This is a genomic window from Bradyrhizobium sp. HKCCYLR20261 (assembly GCF_051168435.1).
In the GTDB taxonomy this organism is placed as follows: domain Bacteria; phylum Pseudomonadota; class Alphaproteobacteria; order Rhizobiales; family Xanthobacteraceae; genus Bradyrhizobium.
In genome coordinates this window covers 122,917-143,660 of record NZ_JBNPUZ010000006.1, presented here as the reverse complement: position 1 = coordinate 143,660, position 20,744 = coordinate 122,917, and the positions used below count along the sequence as shown (strand labels likewise).

16 protein-coding genes and 1 tRNA gene are annotated in these 20,744 nt (G+C 65.6%); 13 read left to right on the top strand and 4 right to left on the bottom strand.

Annotated elements, in window-relative coordinates; translation table 11 throughout:
* Positions 1-2: 2 nt before the first annotated feature.
* Genes ACQR1L_RS16045 through ACQR1L_RS16030 form a run of 4 tightly spaced genes read left to right on the top strand, consistent with a single transcriptional unit; the run spans position 3 to position 3,349 of the window.
* The gene (locus ACQR1L_RS16045; RefSeq protein WP_434858905.1) at positions 3-1,061 is read left to right on the top strand and encodes a phage baseplate assembly protein; all 1,059 of its coding nucleotides are present in this window, start codon (positions 3-5) and stop codon (positions 1,059-1,061) included.
* A 3-nt stretch (positions 1,062-1,064) separates the two neighbouring features.
* Entirely contained in the window at positions 1,065-1,670 is a 606-nt protein-coding gene (locus tag ACQR1L_RS16040) for a phage baseplate assembly protein domain-containing protein (RefSeq protein ID WP_434858904.1), read from the top strand.
* A gap of 3 nt (positions 1,671-1,673) precedes the next feature.
* The gene (locus ACQR1L_RS16035) at positions 1,674-2,231 is read left to right on the top strand and encodes a phage GP46 family protein (protein ID WP_434858903.1); all 558 of its coding nucleotides are present in this window, start codon (positions 1,674-1,676) and stop codon (positions 2,229-2,231) included.
* On the top strand, positions 2,231-3,349 hold the full coding sequence (locus tag ACQR1L_RS16030) for a baseplate J/gp47 family protein (protein ID WP_434858902.1): 1,119 nt from the start codon (positions 2,231-2,233) through the stop codon (positions 3,347-3,349). The genes ACQR1L_RS16035 and ACQR1L_RS16030 overlap by 1 nt, the downstream gene beginning before the upstream one ends.
* Positions 3,350-3,485: 136 nt before the next feature.
* On the opposite strand, the gene ACQR1L_RS16025 is transcribed toward ACQR1L_RS16030, so the two are convergent.
* A complete protein-coding gene (locus ACQR1L_RS16025) occupies positions 3,486-4,190 on the bottom strand; it encodes a hypothetical protein (protein WP_434858901.1) in 705 nt (234 codons plus the stop codon).
* A 160-nt stretch (positions 4,191-4,350) separates the two neighbouring features.
* Between ACQR1L_RS16025 and ACQR1L_RS16020 the strand changes: the two genes are divergently transcribed.
* The 6 genes from ACQR1L_RS16020 to ACQR1L_RS15995 all read left to right on the top strand — a co-directional run bounded on the left by ACQR1L_RS16020 (position 4,351) and on the right by ACQR1L_RS15995 (position 10,379).
* Positions 4,351-5,223, top strand: coding sequence for a hypothetical protein (locus ACQR1L_RS16020; protein ID WP_434858900.1), 873 nt, complete (start codon positions 4,351-4,353; stop codon positions 5,221-5,223).
* Between the two features lie 6 nt (positions 5,224-5,229).
* Positions 5,230-6,615 (top strand): hypothetical protein, encoded by a 1,386-nt coding sequence (locus tag ACQR1L_RS16015; RefSeq protein WP_434858899.1) that lies wholly within the window; start codon positions 5,230-5,232, stop codon positions 6,613-6,615.
* A gap of 11 nt (positions 6,616-6,626) precedes the next feature.
* Positions 6,627-7,184, top strand: a complete 558-nt coding sequence (locus tag ACQR1L_RS16010; protein ID WP_434858898.1) for a DUF4376 domain-containing protein — start codon at positions 6,627-6,629, stop codon at positions 7,182-7,184.
* 6 nt (positions 7,185-7,190) lie between these two features.
* Entirely contained in the window at positions 7,191-8,792 is a 1,602-nt protein-coding gene (locus ACQR1L_RS16005) for a hypothetical protein (protein WP_434858897.1), read from the top strand.
* A 105-nt stretch (positions 8,793-8,897) separates the two neighbouring features.
* Positions 8,898-9,272, top strand: a complete 375-nt coding sequence (locus tag ACQR1L_RS16000; RefSeq protein ID WP_434858896.1) for a hypothetical protein — start codon at positions 8,898-8,900, stop codon at positions 9,270-9,272.
* Positions 9,273-9,536: 264 nt separating this feature from the next.
* Positions 9,537-10,379 carry a DNA adenine methylase gene (locus ACQR1L_RS15995; protein ID WP_434858895.1) on the top strand — a complete coding sequence of 281 codons (843 nt, stop codon included), beginning with the start codon at positions 9,537-9,539 and terminating at the stop codon, positions 10,377-10,379.
* A gap of 121 nt (positions 10,380-10,500) precedes the next feature.
* Here ACQR1L_RS15995 and ACQR1L_RS15990 read toward each other — a convergent pair whose 3' ends face one another.
* Complete coding sequence (locus tag ACQR1L_RS15990; RefSeq protein ID WP_434858894.1) at positions 10,501-11,163, bottom strand: SOS response-associated peptidase; 663 nt, start codon at positions 11,161-11,163, stop codon at positions 10,501-10,503.
* A gap of 98 nt (positions 11,164-11,261) precedes the next feature.
* Here ACQR1L_RS15990 and ACQR1L_RS15985 point away from each other — a divergent pair, with 98 nt between their 5' ends.
* Positions 11,262-11,531: a hypothetical protein gene (locus tag ACQR1L_RS15985; RefSeq protein ID WP_434858893.1), complete on the top strand. Its 270-nt coding sequence runs from the start codon at positions 11,262-11,264 to the stop codon at positions 11,529-11,531.
* A 37-nt stretch (positions 11,532-11,568) separates the two neighbouring features.
* On the opposite strand, the gene ACQR1L_RS15980 is transcribed toward ACQR1L_RS15985, so the two are convergent.
* Both ACQR1L_RS15980 and ACQR1L_RS15975 read right to left on the bottom strand, forming a co-directional pair.
* Positions 11,569-11,982, bottom strand: a complete 414-nt coding sequence (locus ACQR1L_RS15980; protein ID WP_434858892.1) for a hypothetical protein — start codon at positions 11,980-11,982, stop codon at positions 11,569-11,571.
* A gap of 744 nt (positions 11,983-12,726) precedes the next feature.
* Positions 12,727-12,803: transfer RNA gene (locus tag ACQR1L_RS15975), tRNA-Arg, on the bottom strand.
* Positions 12,804-13,271: 468 nt separating this feature from the next.
* Between ACQR1L_RS15975 and ACQR1L_RS15970 the strand changes: the two genes are divergently transcribed.
* The gene (locus tag ACQR1L_RS15970; protein WP_434858891.1) at positions 13,272-18,509 is read left to right on the top strand and encodes an alpha-2-macroglobulin family protein; all 5,238 of its coding nucleotides are present in this window, start codon (positions 13,272-13,274) and stop codon (positions 18,507-18,509) included.
* Positions 18,506-20,740 (top strand): penicillin-binding protein 1C, encoded by a 2,235-nt coding sequence (gene pbpC / locus ACQR1L_RS15965; protein ID WP_434858890.1) that lies wholly within the window; start codon positions 18,506-18,508, stop codon positions 20,738-20,740. Before ACQR1L_RS15970 ends, pbpC begins: the two co-directional genes overlap by 4 nt.
* The last annotated feature ends 4 nt before the right edge of the window (positions 20,741-20,744 follow it).

Below are 20,744 nucleotides of genomic sequence, written 5' to 3'. Positions count from 1 at the left end.
ACATGCTCAATGAGGAGGTCGTCACCGTCATCGCAGGCGGCCGGCAATGGACGGCGTGGCGGCGCGTGCTGGTGCGCGCCTCGTTCCAGGATGCGGCTCGGTCGTTCCAGATCGAGGCGGCGGCCGAACCGGGTGGCGCGGCCACGGCCTGGACCTTCAAGGCCGGGACGCAGATCGACATCCTGTTCAACGGCTCGCTGGCCTGCCGCGGCTATGTCGATCGCTACCAGCCGAAGATCGGCCAGCACAGCCGGGCTGAGATCACCATCTCCGGCCGCTCCAAGTCGCAGGACTTCATTGATTCCAGCGCAGTGCACGACACCGGGCAGTTCAAGAGCAAGGACCCGCAGGAGATCGCGTCCACGCTCGACAAGTTCGGCGTCGGCATTGCCGCTGACGTGCCGCTGAGCAAGGTCCCGATCTATCGCATCACGCCGGGTGAGACCGCTTTCCGTTGCCTGGAGAAGCTCTGCCGCGAGCAGGGGGTGTTCCCGGTCGGCCAGGCCGACGGCTCGATCCTGATCACCAAGGGCGGCAGGAAGCGGCATGCCGGCGCCATTCTCGAAGGCGTCAACATGGAGGAGGGCGAGGCGGATCATAACTGGTCCGGCCGGCATTCCGACGTCATCGTGCGCGGCCAGAAGCCCTACGGACATGGTGAGGATGCCTTGCAGATCGAGGGCATTGCGCGCGACGCCGAGGTCAGACGCTATCGGCCGGTGATCGTGTTCCACGACGGCGACACCGACAAGGACCGCGCCAGGAAGCGAGCGCAGACGCGGCGCGACCGCGAGGCCGGCAACAGTCTCAAGGCCAGCGTGACCGTGCAGGGCTTCCGCGACGATGGCGGCACGCTGTGGGAGCCGGGCGCGCTGATCTTCACGCAGAGCCAGTTCCTGGATGTCGCGCAGGACATGGCGATCGAGACCGTGACCTGGTCGCAGGATCGCACCGACGGCTCGCTGAGTGTGCTGTCACTGGTCGATCCCCGTGCGCTCGGCGGCAGCGGCGCCAAGGGCGGATCGGCCGGCGCGGCCTGGGGCTCGGATGCGGGGGAATGACGGATGTGGATCTGGTTTCCGGAGGGCCAGGAGGGCCTGATCGGCACGCTGCGGCGGGCCACGGTGCAGAAGACCGACGACAGCGGCACGCAGCAGATCCTCAAGAACATGACCGGGCTCAAGTCCGAGGCATTCGAGGACGTCTATCGGCCGCAGCCGCACGGCTTCTCCTCGCATGCGCCGAAGGGCTCCGAGGGCGTGTTTCTCGCCCTCGGCGGCCGCTCCGATCGACTGCTCGCGCTCGGCTTCGAGCACAAGGATTTCCGGCCGAAGAACACACCGGAGGGCGGGACCATCCTCTACAACCACACCGGTGACGTGGTCCGCGTCTTCAAGGAGCAGCTCGAGGTCTACCATAGCAAGACGATCAAGCTGTCTATCGGCAGGGGCGTCAAGCAGTCCGACGACAGCCATTGCACGGTGGTGATGACGGCCGACAGCGTGACCGTCACCAGGGGCCAATCCTCGGTTCAAATCGAGGACGGCCAGGTCACGCACACTTCGCCGCATGTCGTCATCAAGTCGCCGAAGGTCGATCTCGGTGACATCGGCGGAACGCCTGTCGGCCTCTGCGGCGGCGGCTGTGCCACCAAGGTGTTCGCAGTTTAGACAATGGCCAATGATGTCGTGATCCGCACAGCCGAAGGCTGCGCCGCGGATAGCAATGCGCTGTGGGACTCGGTCTGGGACCCGGCGCGCGGCGTCGCCGATTGGGCGATGGCCGAGCCCGACGAGACCAGCAATCACGGCGGCCTGCGCGCCAAGGCGGCGATCGACACCGCTGTGACTTTGCTGCTGTTCACCGACAAGCGGGTCGATCCCGATCACCCACTCTACTTCCTCGCCGATGGCGACGCGCGGGGATGGTGGGGCGACGGCATCGACGTCCGCGCCGATCTCGACGAGGGGCCTCTCGGCTCGCATCTATGGTTGCTGGAGCGCGCGCCGCTGACGATCCTTGGACTGCCGGCTTCGCAATGGGCCGAGCAGTTCGCTCTCGAAGCATTGGCGACCTTGAGGGACCAGGGCGTCTGTGTGCGCATCGACGCGCAGGCGACCACCAACGAGATCGCGGGGCGGATCGAGCTGGCGGTCGCGCTGTATGGCCGCGACGGACTGCTCGTCTATGACCGTCAATTCGATGTGCTCTGGAGCCAGGTGGCGCGCTGATGTTCGCTATTCCCTCTCTCAAGGACTCGGTCGAGCGCGCGCGCACCGCGTTCCGCTCAAATCTGCCGGGCTCGGATGCCTGGATCTGGCCGAACAACATCAACCCGACCGCAAAAGTCTTTGGGGGCATCGAGCATCTGCTGTTCGGCTTCGCCGACTACATCCAAAAGCAGAAATTCGCGCTGACGGCGGATTCCGAAAACCTCGATCTCCATGGCGAGGAACTGGGGCTCGCCCGGCGCCCCGCGGGGCCGGCATCCGGCGTCGTCGTGATCACCACGACGGACGCGCTTGCGGTCACCGCTGGTGCCGTATTCACGCGATCCGACGGCGCGCAATACCTGACCACGGCCGGCGGCGCGATCGGGGCGGGCGGCAACTTGCGTGTGAGCGTGATCGCTGCGGCCGATGGCTCAGTTTTGAATGCGGTCGCCAACACGCCGCTCGATCTCACCTCGGGCTTTAGTGGCCCCGGCCTCCACGACGCGACGACGGCCGTCGACAGCGGCGGCATCGCAGGCGGCCTCGACGTCGAGGACGACGAGACCTTCCGCGCCCGCATCCTATTCCGCAAGCGCAACCCGCCGCATGGCGGCTCGGCAGCTGACTACGTGATGTGGGCGAGCTCCGTCACCGGCGTGACGCGGGTCTTCGTCGAGCGGCTGTTCAACGGCCCTGGCACAGTGCGCGTATTCCCGCTGATGGACGATCTCTATTCCGATGGCATTCCGCAGCCAGCCGATATCGCCCGCGTGGCGGCCTATCTCGACACGGTGCAGCCGGCCGGCGCACTGGTGACCGTAGCGGCGCCGGCCGCGGTGCCTGTCGCTATTACCATCGGAGGCCTGCAACCCTTCACCACGGATGTGCAGGAAGCGATCAAGATCGAACTCGCCGCGACGTTCCGCCTCAACTCGCGAGTCGCCGGCAGCGATGCCGCGATCTCGACCATGCCCTATCTGGCCTCGCCAACATCGTTCTCGCGGTCATGGATTTGGCAGGCGATCGCCAACGCCGCCGGCGAGGCCCGCAGCCGCGTCGATGTGCCGGCGCTTGACGCCGCGCTGTCGCCGGGCCAGATCGCGACGCTCGGCGGCGTCACCTTCTCGGCGAACTAAGCCGCGTCCAACCGCAGCTCGATTTCATGTCAGCTCCACTCCAAAACTGACTAAAGTTGTGTGGCGCTGCAATATGTCGCGAAGGGCCAGAGGCTGACATTCCGGTCTATAAGTCGGCTCGATACCGAGATCCATGTTAGATCGCACTGGCCAATGTCGAGATAACATTCTTCGTTCCAGGTATGGCAGCCTTTAGAAAGGTCAGCAACTCTTGATCGATGGGCGGCAGCGCCAAGTACTTCATAGTGGCAGCGATCCTGAGCTGCCTTGAATCTAATACAAAACCGGTCGGTAGGTCGGCCATCATAAGGCCGCCCGCAACGAATGTCGTGCCACCTGGTTTCTTCATCGAAATCTGCAGTTCTCCGTCATCATCATACTCGAACGTTGCATCGACCGTACCGACTTCATTGACGCTGAGTTGCTCATGCTTCGTTTCATTTGCAAGCGTAGCAAGGTCCGGTAGCCACCAGTTCTTTTGGTCAGAAAAATATTGAAATGACGCGAGAATTGTTTCCAGATCAGGCCGAGCATTTAGAACGCCCGGCATGAGCTTTCCCACGCGTGACCTAAAGTCAGCTGCCTTGAAGCTTCGCCCCACAATTGGGAAATAAATTGGAACACCCGCTCTGACAGCAGTAACTTGCTCACAAATTTCCCGCGCCGAATAATCGAGAGCAGACCGCAGGTGATCCAATATCTCCTTAAGCGCGAGCTTCATGTCGGTAGTTACAATGCCTGTTCTTAGGGCTTCTTCGTAAGGATCGCCATGATCATCCCCAATCCACTTGGCGTGTTCTTCTGCACGTTTTACCAGAGCTAAAGCCATTTCGAAGCGCATACGTCGTTCTCATCTATCGGGTCTCTGCTTGCCAAAATTGACCAGCGCGGAACCGTCAACGTTGCAAGAAGACTAGCACAAACAGGCGACAAGTCGCGATGCGGTCAAGTCGGAGATCGGGCATTTTCGACCAATTCGCGGCTCTGCCGGTCCGGTTTCGTTGTGCGCCAAGATCGCCGGTCCAGCCAAGACGGTCAGCATCGCGGTACGCAATGGCAAGCTTGCCGTCAAATCCTTCGCCTTCGTTCGACTAGCCTCAACAGTGCCGTGCCACGTGTTGGCGCGTCCACGCTCTAACGGGATCCCCATGCTAACCTGTGAACAGACACGGCCGGCACCTTTGCGGTGCCCGACCGCGAACGAGGTCCTGCAATCGGTGTTGCAACTGTTGCCGCGCGGGCGGGCCTGGCAATCCAACGAGGGTGGCTCCCTGATGGGGCTCGTGCGGGCGTTCGATCCCGGCGTGTTTGATGATCCGCCGTTTCAGGCTCGGCAAAGGACGCAAAGCATTCTTGCGGGCTTCTGGCGGGCAATCGCCTCGGTTGTAGCCTTCATCCTGGCGCGCTATTGCGACCTCCGGCTCGAGTTCTGGTGCGCCACCCACAAGGAGACGCATGATCTGTGGATGGCCGAATACGGTCTGCCGGATGCGTGCGATCCGTTCCCTGACCTCTGCACCAAGGTCGCGGCGATTGGCGGGACGCGCTGCGAGTACTACGCGGCCGTTGCGGCGCGGGCCGGCTGGTCGATCACCTGCGCTGACATCACCAACGATTGCGGCGGATCGGCTGGCAACTTCCAGGCCGGCTGCAACTGGCCTGGCGGGCAGATCGGCGGCGGACGGCTTCTGATCAGCGTCGATCTCGGCGACAGCCCGGCATTCGTGGCGCCGGCCGAAACGCTTCCTTACGCCGGCCATCTGCAGGCCGGAAGCGGGCTGGCCTGCGAGCCGGACATCTCGCCGCTGCAATGCATCCTCGATCGCGTCGTGCATGCGCATATCGAGATCACCTATCAGACCTCCGGGGGATAAACAGGGATGACCGACATTGTGGGGCCCGCGAACGCACCGAACACGGTGACGGCGCGGCCGGCGGAGACGCGCGTCTTTGGCGCGGCTGATACCTGGTTCCAGGACTGTTCGAGCGGCACGGCCAATGACGGCACCCGCGTGATGGCGGCCTGGCTCAACGCCGTGATTGCGAGCCTGCGGCAGACGATCCGCGTCAACGGCAGCCTGATTGCCGGCGGCCCCGTGGTGTCCGAGGACAACTCGGATGCGATGTTCGCCAATGCGATCCAGTACCTGATCCAGCGCGGGCAGCCGGTCTATGGCGACGACACCGGCACGGCGAACAATGTCGTCGTGACGCTCAACCCGGTGCCGAGAGAGTACAAGAAGGGCATGACGGTGGTCGCGACGATCGCGGCCAACAACAACGGAGCGAGCGTCATCAACGTCAACGGCCTCGGCGCCAAGGCGGTGACGCGCTCCGACGGCACGCCGCTGCAGTGGGGTGACCTGCTCGCCGGCGCCATGCAGGCGTTCGTCTATGATGGGACCAAGTTTCAGCTGGCGTGGCTGCAGCGGGTGCCGGGGCAGCCGATCTATCTGCAGGCTGCCCGCGACTATTTCGTCTCCAATTCCGGCTCGGACGGCAACGACGGCACCACGCTGCAAGCCGCCTGGGCGACGCTGCAATATGCCGCGAGCTATCTGACGCGCTTCAATCTCAACGGCTACAGCATCAACGTCCACGTCGCCGATGGCACCTATGCTGCGGTGCGCCTGCCCAACATGGCGGGCTCTGGTTTCGTTCGGTGGATCGGCAACCATGCTGCGCCGTCGAACTGCACCATTGCCGGCAATGGCGTGACGGCGATCTCGGCACAGAATTGCGGTGGCGCGCATTCCTTCGACGGCTTCCGCCTGACGGCGACCGGCGCCTACACCAACGATCCCATGTGCGGCGTCAACTGCTCCGGCAACGGCACGAACCTGACGCTGACCAACATCGATTGGAACGTGTGCAGCGGCTCGCATCTCGGGGTGACGCAGGCCGGCATCGTGACCTATGCCGGCAACATGATCGTGAGCGGGGCGCCGCAGGGCAGCAATGCCGGCATGACCATCGGCTGCCACGTGTTCTGTGGCGATGGCGGCATCATCCAGATCCCGAGCCTGACGTCGGTCACGCTCACGGTCACCGTGCCGATCACGCTCGGCAATGGGGGCGCCTGGATCGAGTGCTTCTATCTCGGCTTCTCCCAGATCGTTTACGCGGGGATCACCGGCGCCGGGAACGTCACCGGCAAGAAGTTCTTCGTCACGGGCAATGCGATCATCTCCGTCGCCGGCGCCGGAGATGGCCACTATCCCGGCACGATCGCGGGCACGCGGCAATCCGGCGGCATCTACGAATAGGGGACGCGCGCATGCGTTATGATCCGACCAACTGGTATTGGCAGGCGAGCGACGGGCGCGTCCTGTCGAGCGCGGCGCGGGCCGTCGTCGCCGCCAATGATCCGGCCTACTTGGCCTGGCTTGCCGCCGGCAACCGCGCCACGCCATGGCCGGTCGATGCGACCGGCGCGCAGACCACGGCGGCGCTGCAGGACGTGCTGACGCCGTTCGACATCTTCGTCGATCTCAAGGCCTATGCCGCGTTCAAGCGCTACGCCAAGGAGACGGCGGGAACGGCGGTCAATGGCATGACCTATCTTACCGATCGCGAGACGCAATCGAAGATGGCGGCTGCGGTGCTGCTGGCCCAGGTCAATTCCGCCGCGACCTTCAAATGGAAGGTCGCCGACGGCTCGTTCGTAACGCTCGACGCGGCGACCATGATCACGGTCGCGACCGCCGTCGGCAGCTACGTGCAACAGTGTTTCGCGGCCGAGGCGACGCTCGTTGCCGGCATCAATGCTGGGACCATCACCAGATTCGAGCAGGTCGACGCGGCGTTTGCCGAGCCGCTGCGAGCAGGGGGGTGAGCTCCGATGAGCATCAAGCACAAGAAGACGGTCTTCGCCGAGGATGGCACTGATCCGAACACGGTGCATCCGTCGGACTGGAACGACGCGCACGTGATCGACGGTCTGCTCGGGCTGTTCGCGGCGCTTGCCGTGAGACCGAACGCGTTTCCCTGCGTCGCAGCCGATGGCTCGGGCGCCCTGGCGTCGATCTCGGCGCCGGCCCTGGCGATGCTGTCCAAGGCCACGGCGGCGGCGATGTTGGAGGCGATCGGCGGCGTCGGCCCGGCGAGCCCGGCCTTCAGCGGCGCGCCGACGGCACCGACGGCGGCGCCCGGCACCAACACCGACCAGATCGCCACCATGGCGGCCCTGCAGGCCCTGCGCGCCGACCTGGTCAACTCGGCGCCGAGCACGCTCGATACGCTCAACGAGTTGGCCAATGCGCTGGGGTCGGATCCCAATTTTGCCGCCACCGTCACGGCGGCGCTCGGCAACCGGCTCCGCGTCGACGCGGCGCAGGCGTTCACGGCCGCGCAGAAGGCGCAAGCCGTCGCCAACCTGGCTCTGGCGGCCGTCGCCGTCTCCGGCGCCTATGCCGATCTCACCGGAAAGCCGGCCCTGGCGACGGTCGCGACGTCGGGGGCGTATTCCGACTTGAGCGCCAGGCCGTCGCTGGGCACGGCTGCTGCGCTCAATGCCGGCACAGGCGCTGGGCAGGTGGTGCAGCTCGACGCCAATGGCAGGCTGCCCGCGGTCGATGGCTCGCAGCTCACCAATATCGGGGGCTCTGTGAGCTACGCTGCGGCCCAGGCGCTGACCGACGCGCAGCGTCTGCAGGCGCTCGCCAACCTCGGCGCCCCGATCGCGTCCGGCCGGCTGCTCTATTCCAGTGCCACGGCGCTGTCATATCCGCCATACAAGGGCGATCTGCTCAAGGTCGGCGGCCAGCTCTATCGCATCCCCGTCACCGGCATTGCCGGGCTCGGCAATACCGGGGTGTACGTCAACGGCGTGGCTGGGCAGAACCTGGCGGCCGGAACGATTTATTTCGTTTACGCCTTCGCCAACAACGGCGTCCTCACCGGGGATTTCTCCACCACCTCGCACGTGATGAGCACGACGGCGGGCAATGTCGGCACCGAGATCAAGAGCGGAGACGACACGCGCAGCCTGATCGGCATGGTCTATACCAATGCCAGCGGTCAGTTCCAGCTATCGGCGCTCGTGCGCGGCGTGATCACCTGGTTCAATCGGCGATCGTATGTGCTGGCGACGGCGAGCGGAAACTATGCGACGTCGACGGCCTATTTCTCTGAGGTGAGCACGGGCCTGCGGCTTTACTTCCTGGTGTGGGGCGACGAGCCGGACGTGACGGTCTCGGCGGCCAGCGATCTGACCTATACCGCGCAATGCAATGCCGGCATCGGTGTCGGGATTGACGGCACGACACCGTTACCTGGCTATGGGGTTCCGTTGTTGAACAACGGCAATCATACCTGGGTGTCAGCACCGACGGCCGCGGCTGGCCTTTCCGAGGGTCTGCATTACGCGACTGTGCTCGGCGGCACCAATGCTGGGACGCTGACCTACAACAACGCGGCACTCACTTTGAGGGCGATTGGGTAGGACGGCTTCGCTTCAATCTGCAGCTTTGGAGACGTTAAGCATGCGAACGGTTATCGCGGCGAACGCATGCGTGTTGCCGCGCGAGAGCTATCGGGGAGCGCAGTGATGGCGGTGCCGCTCGATCAGGGGGCGCTCACGCAGGAGGTGATGAACCTCAAGGATGGGCATGCCGAATTGCGGAAGGAATTCCGCATCCTCGACACCAAGATGGACAACGGTTTTGCGCTGCTGTCGCAGAAGCTGGATACGCGGAGCAAGATCGACTGGGCGCCGATCAGCATCCTCGTCGGCTTTCTCCTGAGCATCGGCGGCGCGCTCTATTGGCCGGTGCGCGAGGCGCAGTCGCGGACCGAGGCGCAGATCGAGAACTCGCGCCGCGAGGACGAGGCGCGGGTGGTCAAGCTCTGGGACGAGCACAACCGCATCGCGCGCGATCTCGCCTATCTGCAAGGGCAGATGCATCCGCTGCCGAAGCCATGAGGGCAGGGCGGCGCGACATGGCCAGACCGACAAACTCGATCTGCCAATCGATCACCTGCGGCGTTGCATCCTTCACCATCGATTGAACCTGATTTGATCCTTGCCAGGGCGAGCCTTGTCCGCGGCAGGGGCCGGAGCGCGCGAACGCTCCGAACCGCGGGTCCTGCGTCAACAAGTCCCGCCCGACTGCAGATTGCTCAACGCCGGCCCGCCTAATGGGAGATTTAGCGCGCGGCAGGTTTCGAAAACGTTGAGTGAAATCCCATGAGAGAAGAGAAGCAGGCGGTTGCGCCCGTTCGGCCAGCTGCAGCCTATATCGGTGGCAAGAGGCGGCTCGGCGAGCTGCTGGCGCGGCGCATCGAGGCGATCCAGCACGACACCTATGCCGAGCCGTTCATCGGCATGGGCGGTGTGTTCTTCCGCCGACGCTGGGCGCCGCGCCGCGAGGTCATCAACGATGTCTCGCGCGACGTCGTGACTTTGTTCCGGATTTTGCAACGGCATTATCCGCAATTTCTGGAGACGCTGAAATTCCAGGTGACGTCGCGCGCAGAGTTCGAACGCCTGGCCGCGGCGAATGCGGACACGTTGACGGATCTGGAGCGCGCCGCGCGTTTCCTGTACCTGCAGCGCCTGGCCTTCGGCGGCAAGGTTGCAGGGCGCAATTTTGGTGTCGAGCCGACCGGTCCTGCGCGCTTCGACGTCACCAAGCTCGGCCCGTTGCTCGAAGCCATTCATGAGCGGCTCGGCGGCGTCGTCATCGAGTGCCTGTCGTGGGGCGACTTCATCACGCGCTACGACGGACCAGGCACGCTGTTCTATCTCGATCCTCCCTATTGGGGCTGCGAGGCAGACTACGGCGCCGGCGTATTCTCGCGAGATGATTTCGAGCGCCTGGCGCAACGGCTCGGCGGCATCGCCGGCAAGTTCATGCTGTCCGTCAACGATGTTCCGGAAACGCGCGAGGCCTTCGCGAACTACGCGATCGAGGCCGTGACCACGCGCTACACCATCTCGGGCCAATGGTCCGATGTCGCCGAGATCCTCGTCACCGGCCCGTCGCCGGACCGCTTCGAAACGGCGTCGGATCTGTTATCGCTGGTGTGACCACGCGCTGGCTCGATGGCTGCGCAGGAGACACTCGGGGAGGTGCGCGAGCGCCTCTTCGATGTCTTTCTGCTCGCCAGGCTGTCCACCTCACCTTCCAGAAATTCGGCATCAAGGTCGGTCAAACCGGAGAGGGGTCTTCCTTTGCAGTTCCGCGTGTGGCGATCCTCAACTCGTGGTCGGGTAACTGCCGCTGCAACGCCTTCGCTTCGTCCCAGGGCGCGCGCAGCCAGACTTCGCGCTCTTCCGCCGTGGTCAGGATTACCGGCATGGCCTTTGGATGGATCGGCGCCACGACGGCGTTGGGGTCTGTGGTGAGGAAGCCGTAGACAAGGTGAGGGCCGGGGACCGGCTTCGACTTCGTCCCGCGATCGCCCTTGAACTCGGTCCAGATGCCCGCAAAGCAGGTCAGGGGCCGGTCGTCCGAGAGCGCGAACCAGACGACGTCCTTCTTGTTCGTCTCAGGGTTCGGCTCGGGCGCGTATTCGGCGAAGCTGTTGAACGGGACCAGGCAGCGGTTCTCAGGCTTCAGCCAGCCGCGCCAGTGCGGTGAGGACGTGTTGCGGATGTTGGTGACAGGTGGCCCACCAGTGCGCGGCGGCGGCGGCATGCCCCACCGCATCAGCACCATCTCGCGATCGTCGTCGTTGCCGCGTACGACCGGCGCCGGGTAGTCCGGAAACACGCCGGGCATGGGCGGAAGGTTGCCCTCATAGCGGCGGACGATCCGGAATAGCTCCGCGATCGCAGCCTGGTTGGTGGTGATGGAGTACAAATTACACATGGGCAAAGCCGGATTGCTTGCCACTGGGCCAAGAAATGTGTGTCGGCAATGCGAGAATTGCGTAAGCTTGGCTGCGACACTGCTCCGGGGAGGCAGGTATGAAGCGGATTTGTCGATTTTTACTGATTTTCGGAATGTCTCTTGTGGTCTCAGCCTGTGCCCAGCAACCCCTTCCGTATGCAGACAACGATGCGCCGGGCTTTTTGTTGGGGCTAGTACATGGCTTCATCTCATTTTTCTCGTTGATTGGGCATGCGGTTGGCATGGACGTTCGCGTGTATGCTTTTCCAAATTCAGGCGGATGGTACGATGCGGGCTTCGTGCTCGGTTGTTCGCTGTTCTATGGCGGCGGCGCTTCTCAGTATTGATTTGTAAGCCATCCTCCCGAGCTAGTTGAGACTGGCGCTATCGTTCGCCTGGCCACCATATCGATACCGGATGTTCCGCCGATATCTTGGTCTCTCGCAGCGCGACTAGCTCGCTGCGCTTGTAGGGGTATCCGCGCAACCGCGAGCAGTCTTTGCATCGCATGTAGCGCTCCAGCTCATGTATCGGGGTCGTCTTCGGTCGGCGAACAATGTCGAGCGCGACCGTCTGATTAGTGTCGCAGCCGAGGCAGCGGACTTCAAGATAATGGTAGCCGGCATTCAGCGCGTCTCCGAGCGTGGGCGAAGGTTGAGCCGGTCCCCGGAAGGCAAGCATGCGCTTGGTCCAAGCGTCGCAGGCCAACCGGTCGGCCTCCTTGCGTGCGCGTGCGGCCCTTTCCGCGGCCATACGGACGTCGGAACCATAGAGCCGGTCGCGCGATTTCGTGCCCATGGCTTATGATTACGCTGATCGGCCGGGATGGGAAGCCGCTACGCCTTGCGTTCGCGCGAGCGGGACCCACAAAGGCGTCACCACATCATACCCTTGATCTCCCGTGGCGGTTGCGCTTCACTGCCGGAGGGGGACTGGGTTGATGCGCTTGTTGCTCGTTGTTCTTTTGACGCTATCGCTGGGCGGATGTTTTAGGTCCGCCGCAGAACGGCAGGCCGAGATCGCCGCCAAGGATGACCAGGAGTGTCGGAGCTACGGTGCGCAGCCGGGGTCGCCGGCTTATGTGCAGTGTCGCGCCACCCGTGCCTCCGCCCATGAAGTGGCTGATGCAGCCGCGCCGCCGCCGGCACCGGTAGCGCCGCCTCCAGTCTACGGGTCGTCGCCTCCAGCGCCAGCGCCCAATCTTCTGCCGCAGCACCAGAACTGTCTCACGACCTACAATCCCTTGATGCGATCGTCCTACACGACGTGTCGTTAGGTGGCAGCCTTTGCGGCTGGTCCTAGCACCCCGAAGTGCGACTATCTGCATGGAGGCGCTTGCTCTAGCGCCGCGGCTCAGAGAAGCCGCCAGACCAGATACTGCGATCGATGCGCGTTGAACTTCAGCCTGTCGGCCGTTCGAGTAGCGCGGCTAGATCTGCCCCACCGCTCAAGAGGCCATTGTGACCCACCAGAACAAGCGTTCCAAAAGGTGGGGCACTGAGCGCTATTTTCTTCAATGGAATCAGTGAGCAAAAAAACTGTTGGCGATCCCAGCAGGACTCGAACCTGCAACCCGCGGAGTAGAAATCCGCTACTCTATCCAGTTGAGCTATGGGACCGTCGTCGCGAGCGACGTGAACGGCCGTGACGTGAACGGCCTTGGCAACCGACTCACGGGAATCGGCACCGTCGGGCGAGCCCGGGCGGCGCGGATTCCATAGCACGGGTCATATGAAAAATCTTCGGTTTCGCCAAGAGTGAGCGAACCGGGAACGAGCTGGCCGCGACCAAGCGGAGGCGGAGGAGGGCCAATGGGCCTCGTCCGCCCGTTGGAGGCGCCCTGACCGGGGCGTCGCGGCCTTTGCCGGTATGCCATGCGCTGTGAATTGCCGTTGATGAACATAATTTTGCGGCCCGCGCCCCCGCCGATGACCAATGGCAGCGGCCCGCGGCCATGGCCGCTGCAACCGCCGCCATCAGTCCGTCACCATTTCGCGTCCATTCTCGCCACGAATCGGCCAAACACGGGCACCCTCTCGGGGGTGCCGAAGAGCCGCCCCCATCGCCTTGCCCCAAGGAGCTGTCCCATGATCGGTCTGGTTCGCGCCGCCGTCGTCTGCGCCGTCATGGCGCTTGGCCTGGTCTCCGCAGGCTCCGCCGCGCTCGCCGCCGACAAGGCGTTCAAGCGCGACGATCTCGCGGATGCTGCGATCAAGCTGGAGGCGCAGATCAAGGGCGAGGCGGGGGCGGTGAACAAGCCGCTGGCGACCTTGCGCACGGATGCCGACGCGGCGCTCCGCCGCAATGATCTACGGACCGGCCTGCAGATCCTCGGCCAGATCGCGACCGCGGCGCCGGAGGATTCCGGCAACTGGCTGCGGCTGGCGCGCACGGTGCTGAACCAGATCTGGCCGTCCAATGCGTCGGAGAAGACGTTCCTCCTGGAGCGGGCCTCGACGGCGGCCTACATCGCCTATCAGCGCGCGGGCAATGCCGGCGAGGAGGCCGATGCGCTTGCCGTGCTCGGCAAGGCCATGGCGGAGCGCAAGCTGTGGCGGCCGGCGCTGGATACGCTGCGGATGTCGCTGGAGCTGCGCGAGGTCGCGGATGTCCGGGGGCAGTATGAGCGGATGCGCGACGAGCACGGCTTCAAGCTGCTCGACTACACCGTGGATTCGGACTCGGCGAGCCCGCGCGCCTGCTTCCAGTTCTCCGAGGATCTCGCCAAGCGCACCGACTTCTCGCCCTTCGTGGCCCAGGCCGGCAACGACAAGCCGGCGCTGACGTCCGAGGACAAGCAGCTCTGCGTCGAGGGGCTCAAGCATGGCGAGCGCTACAACATCAATCTGCGCGCCGGCCTGCCCTCGGGCGTCAAGGAGAGCCTGCCGAAATCGGCCGAGTTCAACATCTATGTCCGCGACCGCAAGCCGTTCGTGCGCTTCACCGGCAAGGCCTATGTGCTGCCGCGCACCGGGCAGAAGGGCATTCCGCTGGTCAGCGTCAACACGCCGGCGGTGAACGTCCAGGTGTTCCGGATCGGCGACCGCAATCTGATCAACACCGTCATCGACAGCGACTTCCAGAGGCCGCTGTCGAGCTACCAGCTCAGCGATCTCGGCGACCAGCGCGGCATGAAGGTGTGGAGCGGTGAGCTCTCGACCGCGATGACGCTGAACCAGGACGTCACCACGGCGTTCCCGGTCGACCAGGCGATCAGCGACATGCAGCCGGGGGTCTATGTGATGACCGCGGCGCCCAAGGGCCCGGCCAGCGGCAGCAGCGGCGACGAGGACAGCGGCGGCCAGCTCGCCACGCAATGGTTCATCGTCTCCGACCTCGGCGTCGCCGCGTTCTCCGGCAATGACGGCATCCACGTGTTCGTGAACTCGCTGGCGTCGACCGATCCGGTGGCGCGTGCCGAGGTGCGGCTGGTGGCGCGCAACAACGAGATCCTGGCGACGCGCAAGACCGACGAGGCCGGTCACGTGCTGTTCGAGACGGGACTTGCGAAGGGCGAGGGCGGGCTGTCGCCGGCGATGCTGACGGTGTCGGGCGAGAAGGCGGACTATGCGTTCCTCAGCCTGAAGACGACAGCGTTCGATCTTTCCGATCGCGGCGTGTCCGGGCGCGAAGCGCCGACGGGCCCGGATGCGTTCGTCTATTCCGAGCGCGGCGTCTACCGCTCCAGCGAGACGGTCTATCTCACCGCGCTGCTGCGCGACGCGAGGGGCAATGCCATGACCGGCGTGCCGCTGACCCTTGTGGTCGAGCGCCCCGATGGCGTCGAATTCCGCCGCGCCGTGCTGCCCGATCAGGGCGCGGGCGGGCGCTCCTTGAGCGTGGCGCTGAACTCCGCGGTGCCGACCGGCACCTATCGCGTGCGCGCCTTCACCGATCCGAAGGGGGCGGCGGTCGGCGAGACCACGTTCATGGTGGAGGATTATGTCCCCGAGCGGCTGGAATTCGACCTGTCGTCCAAGGACAAGCAGATCAAGGCTGAGACGCCGGTCGAGGTGAAGGTCGACGGCCATTTCCTCTATGGCGCGCCGGCATCCAACCTGCAGCTCGAAGGCGACCTGCTGGTGACGACCGCGTCGGAGCGGCCTGGCTTTCCGGGCTATCAGTTTGGCGTCGCCGACGAGGAGAGCGCCTCCAACGAGCGCACGCCGATCGAGGGCCTGCCCGAGACCGACGACAAGGGCGCGGCGACGTTCCCCGTCAGCCTGCCGAAGCCGCCGTCCTCCAGCCGGCCGCAGGAGGCGCAGATCTATGTGCGCATGGCCGAGACCGGCGGGCGCGCCGTCGAGCGCAAGCTGACCTTGCCGGTGGCGCCGAAGGCGGCGCAGATCGGCATCAAGCCGTCGTTTGCGGGCAAGAGCGTCGGCGAGGGCGACAAGGCCGAGTTCGACGTCGTGTTCGTCTCGCCGGAGGGCAAGACGCTGGCGCGCAATGGCCTGCGCTATGAGCTCCTGAAGATCGAGTCGCGCTATCAGTGGTACCGGCAGAATTCCTATTGGGCCTATGAGCCGGTGAAGTCGACCAAGCGCGTCGGCGACGGCGATGTCACGATTGCGGCGAACAAGCCGGCGCGGCTGAGCTTCCAGCCGGAGGCCGGGCGTTACCGGCTCGACGTCAAGTCGGCGGATGCCGATGGTCCGGTGACGTCGCTGCAGTTCGACGTCGGCTGGTACACCGAGGGCAGCGCCGATACGCCGGACCTCTTGGAGACCTCGATCGACAAGCCGCAATACCAGTCGGGCGACACGATGGTCGTGACGGTGAACGCGCGCACCGCCGGCAAGCTGACGGTCAATGTGCTCGGCGACCGCCTGCTGACGACGCAGACCATCGAGGTCAAGGAAGGCACCAACCAGGTCAAGCTCGCGGTCGGCAAGGACTGGGGTACGGGCGCCTATGTCGTGACGACGCTCCGGCGTCCGCTCGACGCGGCTGCGCAGCGCATGCCGGGCCGCGCGCTCGGGCTGGCCTGGTTCGGCATCGACAAGTCCGCGCGGACGTTGAACGTTGCCTTGAGCCCGCCGGCGCTGGTGCGGCCGGGCTCGGCATTGAAGATCCCGGTCAAGGTCGGCGGGCTCAATCCCGGCGAGGACGCCAAGATCGTGATCGCGGCGGTCGATGTCGGCATCCTCAATCTCACCAACTACAAGCCGCCGGCGCCGGACGATTATTATCTCGGCCAGCGCCAGCTCTCGGCGGAGATCCGCGACCTCTATGGGCAGCTGATCGACGGCATGCAGGGCACGCGCGGCCAGATCCGCTCCGGCGGTGACGGCGGCGGCGCCGAGCTGCAGGGCTCGCCGCCGACACAGAAGCCGCTGGCGCTGTATTCGGGCATCGTCACGGTCGGGCCTGATGGCAATGCGGAAGTGAGCTTCGACATTCCGGAGTTCGCGGGCACCGCGCGCGTCATGGCGGTGGCGTGGAGCGCGACCAAGGTCGGCCGCGCCAACGTCGACGTCACCGTGCGCGATCCCGTGGTGCTGACCGCGACCCTGCCGCGCTTCCTGCTGTCTGGCGACCGCGGCACGCTGTCGTTCGACGTCGACAATGTCGAGGGCGCGTCCGGCGACTATGTCGTGGCCGTCAAGGCGAGCGGGCCGGTGAAGGTGTCCGGCAATGCCAATGTGATCTTGAAGCTCGCGGCCAAGCAGCGGGGATCATCGACCCTGCCGCTCGATGCGAGCGGCACCGGCACGGCGCAGCTCGATGTCGACATCAAGGGCCCGAACGGGCTGAGCCTGGCGCGGCACTATCAGCTCGACGTCAAGCCGGCGACGCAGGTGCTGGCGCGGCGCTCGATCCGCACCTTGGCCAAGGGCGAGAGCCTGACGCTGACGTCGGACATGTTCTCTGATCTCGTGGCGGGCACCGGCACGGTGTCGCTGTCGGCGGGGCTGTCGACCGCGCTGGATGCTGCGACCATCCTGAAGGCGCTCGACCGCTATCCGCATGGCTGCTCGGAGCAGATCACCAGCCGCGCGATGCCGCTGCTCTATGTCAACGAGCTCGCGGCCGGCGCGCATCTGGCGATGGACACCGAGGTCGACCAGCGCATCCGCGACTCCATTGATCGCTTGCTGGCGCGGCAGGGCTCGAACGGCTCGTTCGGCCTGTGGTCGGCCGGCGGCGACGATCCCTGGCTCGACGCCTATGTCACGGACTTCCTGACCCGCGCTCGCGAAAAGGGCTTTGCGGTGCCGGACGTGCTGTTCAAGAGCGCGCTCGACCGCGTCAGGAACTCGGTGGTCAATGCAGAGGAGCCGGAAAAGACGGGAGGCCGCGACCTCGCCTACGGCCTCTACGTGCTGGCGCGCAATGGCGCGGCGCCGATCGGCGACCTGCGCTATCTCGCCGACACCAAGCTCGGCAACCTCGCAACGCCGATTGCCAAGGCGCAGCTCGCAGCTGCCCTCGCGCTGGTCGGCGACCGCGCCCGCGCGGAGCGGGTCTATGGCGCCGCGGCCGACAGCCTCGCGCCAAAGCCGGTGCTGGTGTTCGGCCGCACCGACTACGGCTCGGATCTGCGTGACGCCGCGGCGCTGGTGTCGCTGGCGGGCGAGGGCAACGCACCGCGCGCGACCTTGACGCAGGCGGTGGCCCGCGTCGAAGCGGCGCGTGGGCTCACGCCGTATACCTCGACGCAGGAGAATGCGTGGATGGTGCTGGCGGCGCGCGCGCTCGCCAAGGAGACGCTGGTGCTCGACGTCAACGGCCAGGCGGTGAAGCAGGCGCTGTACCGCAGCTACAAGGCGGCCGAGCTCTCGAGCCAGCCGCTCAAAATCACCAACACCGGTGAGGCGCCGGTGCAGGCGGTGGTCTCGGTGTCCGGCTCGCCGCTGACGCCGGAGCCGGCCGCCTCCAACGGCTTCAAGATCGAGCGCAGCTACTACACGCTCGACGGCAAGCCGGCCGACATCAGAATCGCGAAGCAGAACGATCGCTTTGCGGTGGTGCTGAAGGTCACCGAGGCCAAGCCGGAATATGGGCACATCATGGTCTCCGACTATCTGCCGGCGGGGCTCGAGATCGACAATCCGCGCCTGGTGTCGTCGGGTGACAGCGGTACGCTGGACTGGATCGAGGACGGCCAGGAACCGGTCAATACCGAGTTCCGCGACGACCGCTTCACCGCGGCGCTCGACCGCGCCGCCGACTCCAAGGCGGTGTTCACGGTCGCTTACGTCGTGCGCGCGGTGTCGCCCGGCAAATACGTGCTGCCGCAGGCCTATGTCGAGGACATGTACAATCCCTCGCGCTATGGTCGGACCGGGACAGGCTCCGTGGAGGTCCGCGCGGCGAAATGAGTGAGGGTGGGACCAGCGATCGCGAGTTGGGCGGCACGCTGCAGCCACACACTCCGTCATGCCCGGGCTTGACCCGGGCACCCACGCTGCCTCCGCGCGCGCCGAACGACGTGGATGGCCGGGACAAGCCCGGCCATGACGGGAGGAAAGGGCGGGGCGTCAAACGGCTGCTCGCGGTCGCGGCCGCAATGGTCGTCGCTGTCGCGCTCGCACTCACCGCCTACACCATCTCCCTCGGCCCGCTGCCGCTGCAGGAGGCGAAAGCCCTCTCCACCACCGTGGTCGACCGCCACGGCAAGCTGTTGCGCGCCTATGCGATGGCGGATGGGAGGTGGCGGCTGCCGGTGAGCGCGAAGAAGGACGTCGATCCGACCTATCTGAAGCTGCTGCTGGCCTATGAGGACCAGCGCTTCTACGAGCATCACGGCGTCGACCCCAAAGCGCTGGCGCGGGCCGCGATCCAGCTCGGCTCACACGGCCACATCGTCTCCGGCGGCTCGACGATCACGATGCAGCTCGCGCGGCTGCTCGAGCCACGGCGGCAGCGCTCGCTGCATGCCAAGCTCAGGCAGATCGTGCGCGCGCTCGAGCTCGAGCAAAAGCTCAGCAAGGACGAGATCCTCGATCTCTATCTGACGCTCGCACCCTATGGCGGCAATCTCGAAGGCATCCGCTCGGCCTCGATCGCCTATTTCGGCAAGGAGCCGAAGCGGCTGTCGCTGGCGGAGGCCGCGCTGCTGGTGGCGCTGCCGCAATCGCCGGAGACGCGCCGGCTCGACCGCCATCCGGAGGCCGCGCGCCGCGGCCGCGACCGCGTGCTCGACCGTATGGTCTCCGAGAACGTGATCTCGGCCGACGAAGCCGCGCAGGCGAAGGCGCAACCGGTGCCCGCGTTCCGCAAGCCGATGCCGATCCTGGCGCCGCATGCCGCCGACCAGGCCACGGCGGTGGTGAAGGATCAACCGATCATCCGCCTGACGCTCGATTCCTCGTTGCAGAAGGTGCTGGAGCCGCTGGCGCGCGACCGCGCCATGGCGCTGGGGCCGAATGTCTCGGTCGGCATCATCGTGGTCGACAATGAGAGCGGCGACGTGCTCGCCCATGTCGGCTCGGCTGATTATTTCGACCAGAGGCGGGCGGGGCAGGTCGACATGACCCGCGCGGTGCGTTCGCCCGGCTCGACCTTGAAGCCGTTCATCTATGGCCTCGCCTTCGAGGACGGTTTCGTGCATCCGGACAGCCTGATCGAGGACCGACCGGTGCGTTTCGGCTCCTATGCGCCGGAGAACTTCGACATGACGTTCCAGGGCACGGTGCCGGTGCGCAAGGCACTGCAGCTGTCCCTGAACGTGCCGGCGATCGTGCTGCTCGACCGCGTCGGCGCCAGCCGGTTGTCGTCGCGGCTGAAGCAGGCCGGCGGCAGCCTCGTGCTGCCGAAGGACGAAGCGCCGGGCCTCGCCATGGGCCTCGGCGGCGTCGGCGTGACGCTGCAGGACCTCGCGCAGCTCTATGCGGGCTTCCCGCGGCTCGGCACCACCCGGCCGCTGCGCGAGATCATGATGGCTGATGAGAAGGACGACGCGCGCGAGCCGATGCGGCTGATGGATCCGGCCGCCGCCTGGCAGGTCGGCAACGTGCTGCTCGGCACGCCGCCGCCGGAAAATGCCGCGCGCAACCGCATCGCCTTCAAGACCGGCACCAGCTACGGCTATCGCGACGCCTGGTCGGTCGGTTTCGACGGCCGCGTCACGATCGGCGTCTGGGTGGGCCGCCCCGACGGCGCGCCGGTGCCTGGCCTGATCGGCCGTGTCTCTGCGGCGCCGATCCTGTTCGATGCCTTCGCGCGCTCCGGCAAGCTGCCGGCGGCGCTGCCGAAACCGCCCAAGGGGGCGCTGGTCGCCAGCAATTCCAAGTTGCCGCTGCCGCTGCGCCGGTTCCGGCCGATCGGCGAGCTGGTGCGGACAGGCGCGGAGCAGGCGCCCCACATCCAGTTCCCGCTCAACGGCTCGCGTATCGATGTCGACCGTTCCGCCGGCCCGGAAGCCTCAGTCATGCCGGTCAAGGTCTCCGGAGGCGTGCTGCCGCTGACGATGCTGGTGAACGGCCTGCCGGTCGGCGAAATCGACAGCCGGCGCCAGCGCCTGATCGACCCGCCCGGGCCGGGCTTTGCCCGCCTGACCGTGATCGATGCCACGGGCGCGGCGGACACAGTTGTGGTCAGAATCCAGTGACCGT

Bases quoted from the DNA above. Each gene is read 5' to 3' on its own strand.
- ACQR1L_RS16045 (WP_434858905.1), top strand. From the start codon at position 3: ATGCTCAATGAGGAGGTCGTCACCGTCATCGCAGGCGGCCGGCAATGG.
- ACQR1L_RS16040 (WP_434858904.1), top strand. From the start codon at position 1,065: ATGTGGATCTGGTTTCCGGAGGGCCAGGAGGGCCTGATCGGCACGCTG.
- ACQR1L_RS16035 (WP_434858903.1), top strand. From the start codon at position 1,674: ATGGCCAATGATGTCGTGATCCGCACAGCCGAAGGCTGCGCCGCGGAT.
- ACQR1L_RS16030 (WP_434858902.1), top strand. From the start codon at position 2,231: ATGTTCGCTATTCCCTCTCTCAAGGACTCGGTCGAGCGCGCGCGCACC.
- ACQR1L_RS16025 (WP_434858901.1), bottom strand. From the start codon at position 4,190: ATGCGCTTCGAAATGGCTTTAGCTCTGGTAAAACGTGCAGAAGAACAC.
- ACQR1L_RS16015 (WP_434858899.1), top strand. From the start codon at position 5,230: ATGACCGACATTGTGGGGCCCGCGAACGCACCGAACACGGTGACGGCG.
- ACQR1L_RS16010 (WP_434858898.1), top strand. From the start codon at position 6,627: ATGCGTTATGATCCGACCAACTGGTATTGGCAGGCGAGCGACGGGCGC.
- ACQR1L_RS16005 (WP_434858897.1), top strand. From the start codon at position 7,191: ATGAGCATCAAGCACAAGAAGACGGTCTTCGCCGAGGATGGCACTGAT.
- ACQR1L_RS16000 (WP_434858896.1), top strand. From the start codon at position 8,898: ATGGCGGTGCCGCTCGATCAGGGGGCGCTCACGCAGGAGGTGATGAAC.
- ACQR1L_RS15995 (WP_434858895.1), top strand. From the start codon at position 9,537: ATGAGAGAAGAGAAGCAGGCGGTTGCGCCCGTTCGGCCAGCTGCAGCC.
- ACQR1L_RS15990 (WP_434858894.1), bottom strand. From the start codon at position 11,163: ATGTGTAATTTGTACTCCATCACCACCAACCAGGCTGCGATCGCGGAG.
- ACQR1L_RS15985 (WP_434858893.1), top strand. From the start codon at position 11,262: ATGAAGCGGATTTGTCGATTTTTACTGATTTTCGGAATGTCTCTTGTG.
- ACQR1L_RS15980 (WP_434858892.1), bottom strand. From the start codon at position 11,982: ATGGGCACGAAATCGCGCGACCGGCTCTATGGTTCCGACGTCCGTATG.
- ACQR1L_RS15970 (WP_434858891.1), top strand. From the start codon at position 13,272: ATGATCGGTCTGGTTCGCGCCGCCGTCGTCTGCGCCGTCATGGCGCTT.
- pbpC (WP_434858890.1), top strand. From the start codon at position 18,506: ATGAGTGAGGGTGGGACCAGCGATCGCGAGTTGGGCGGCACGCTGCAG.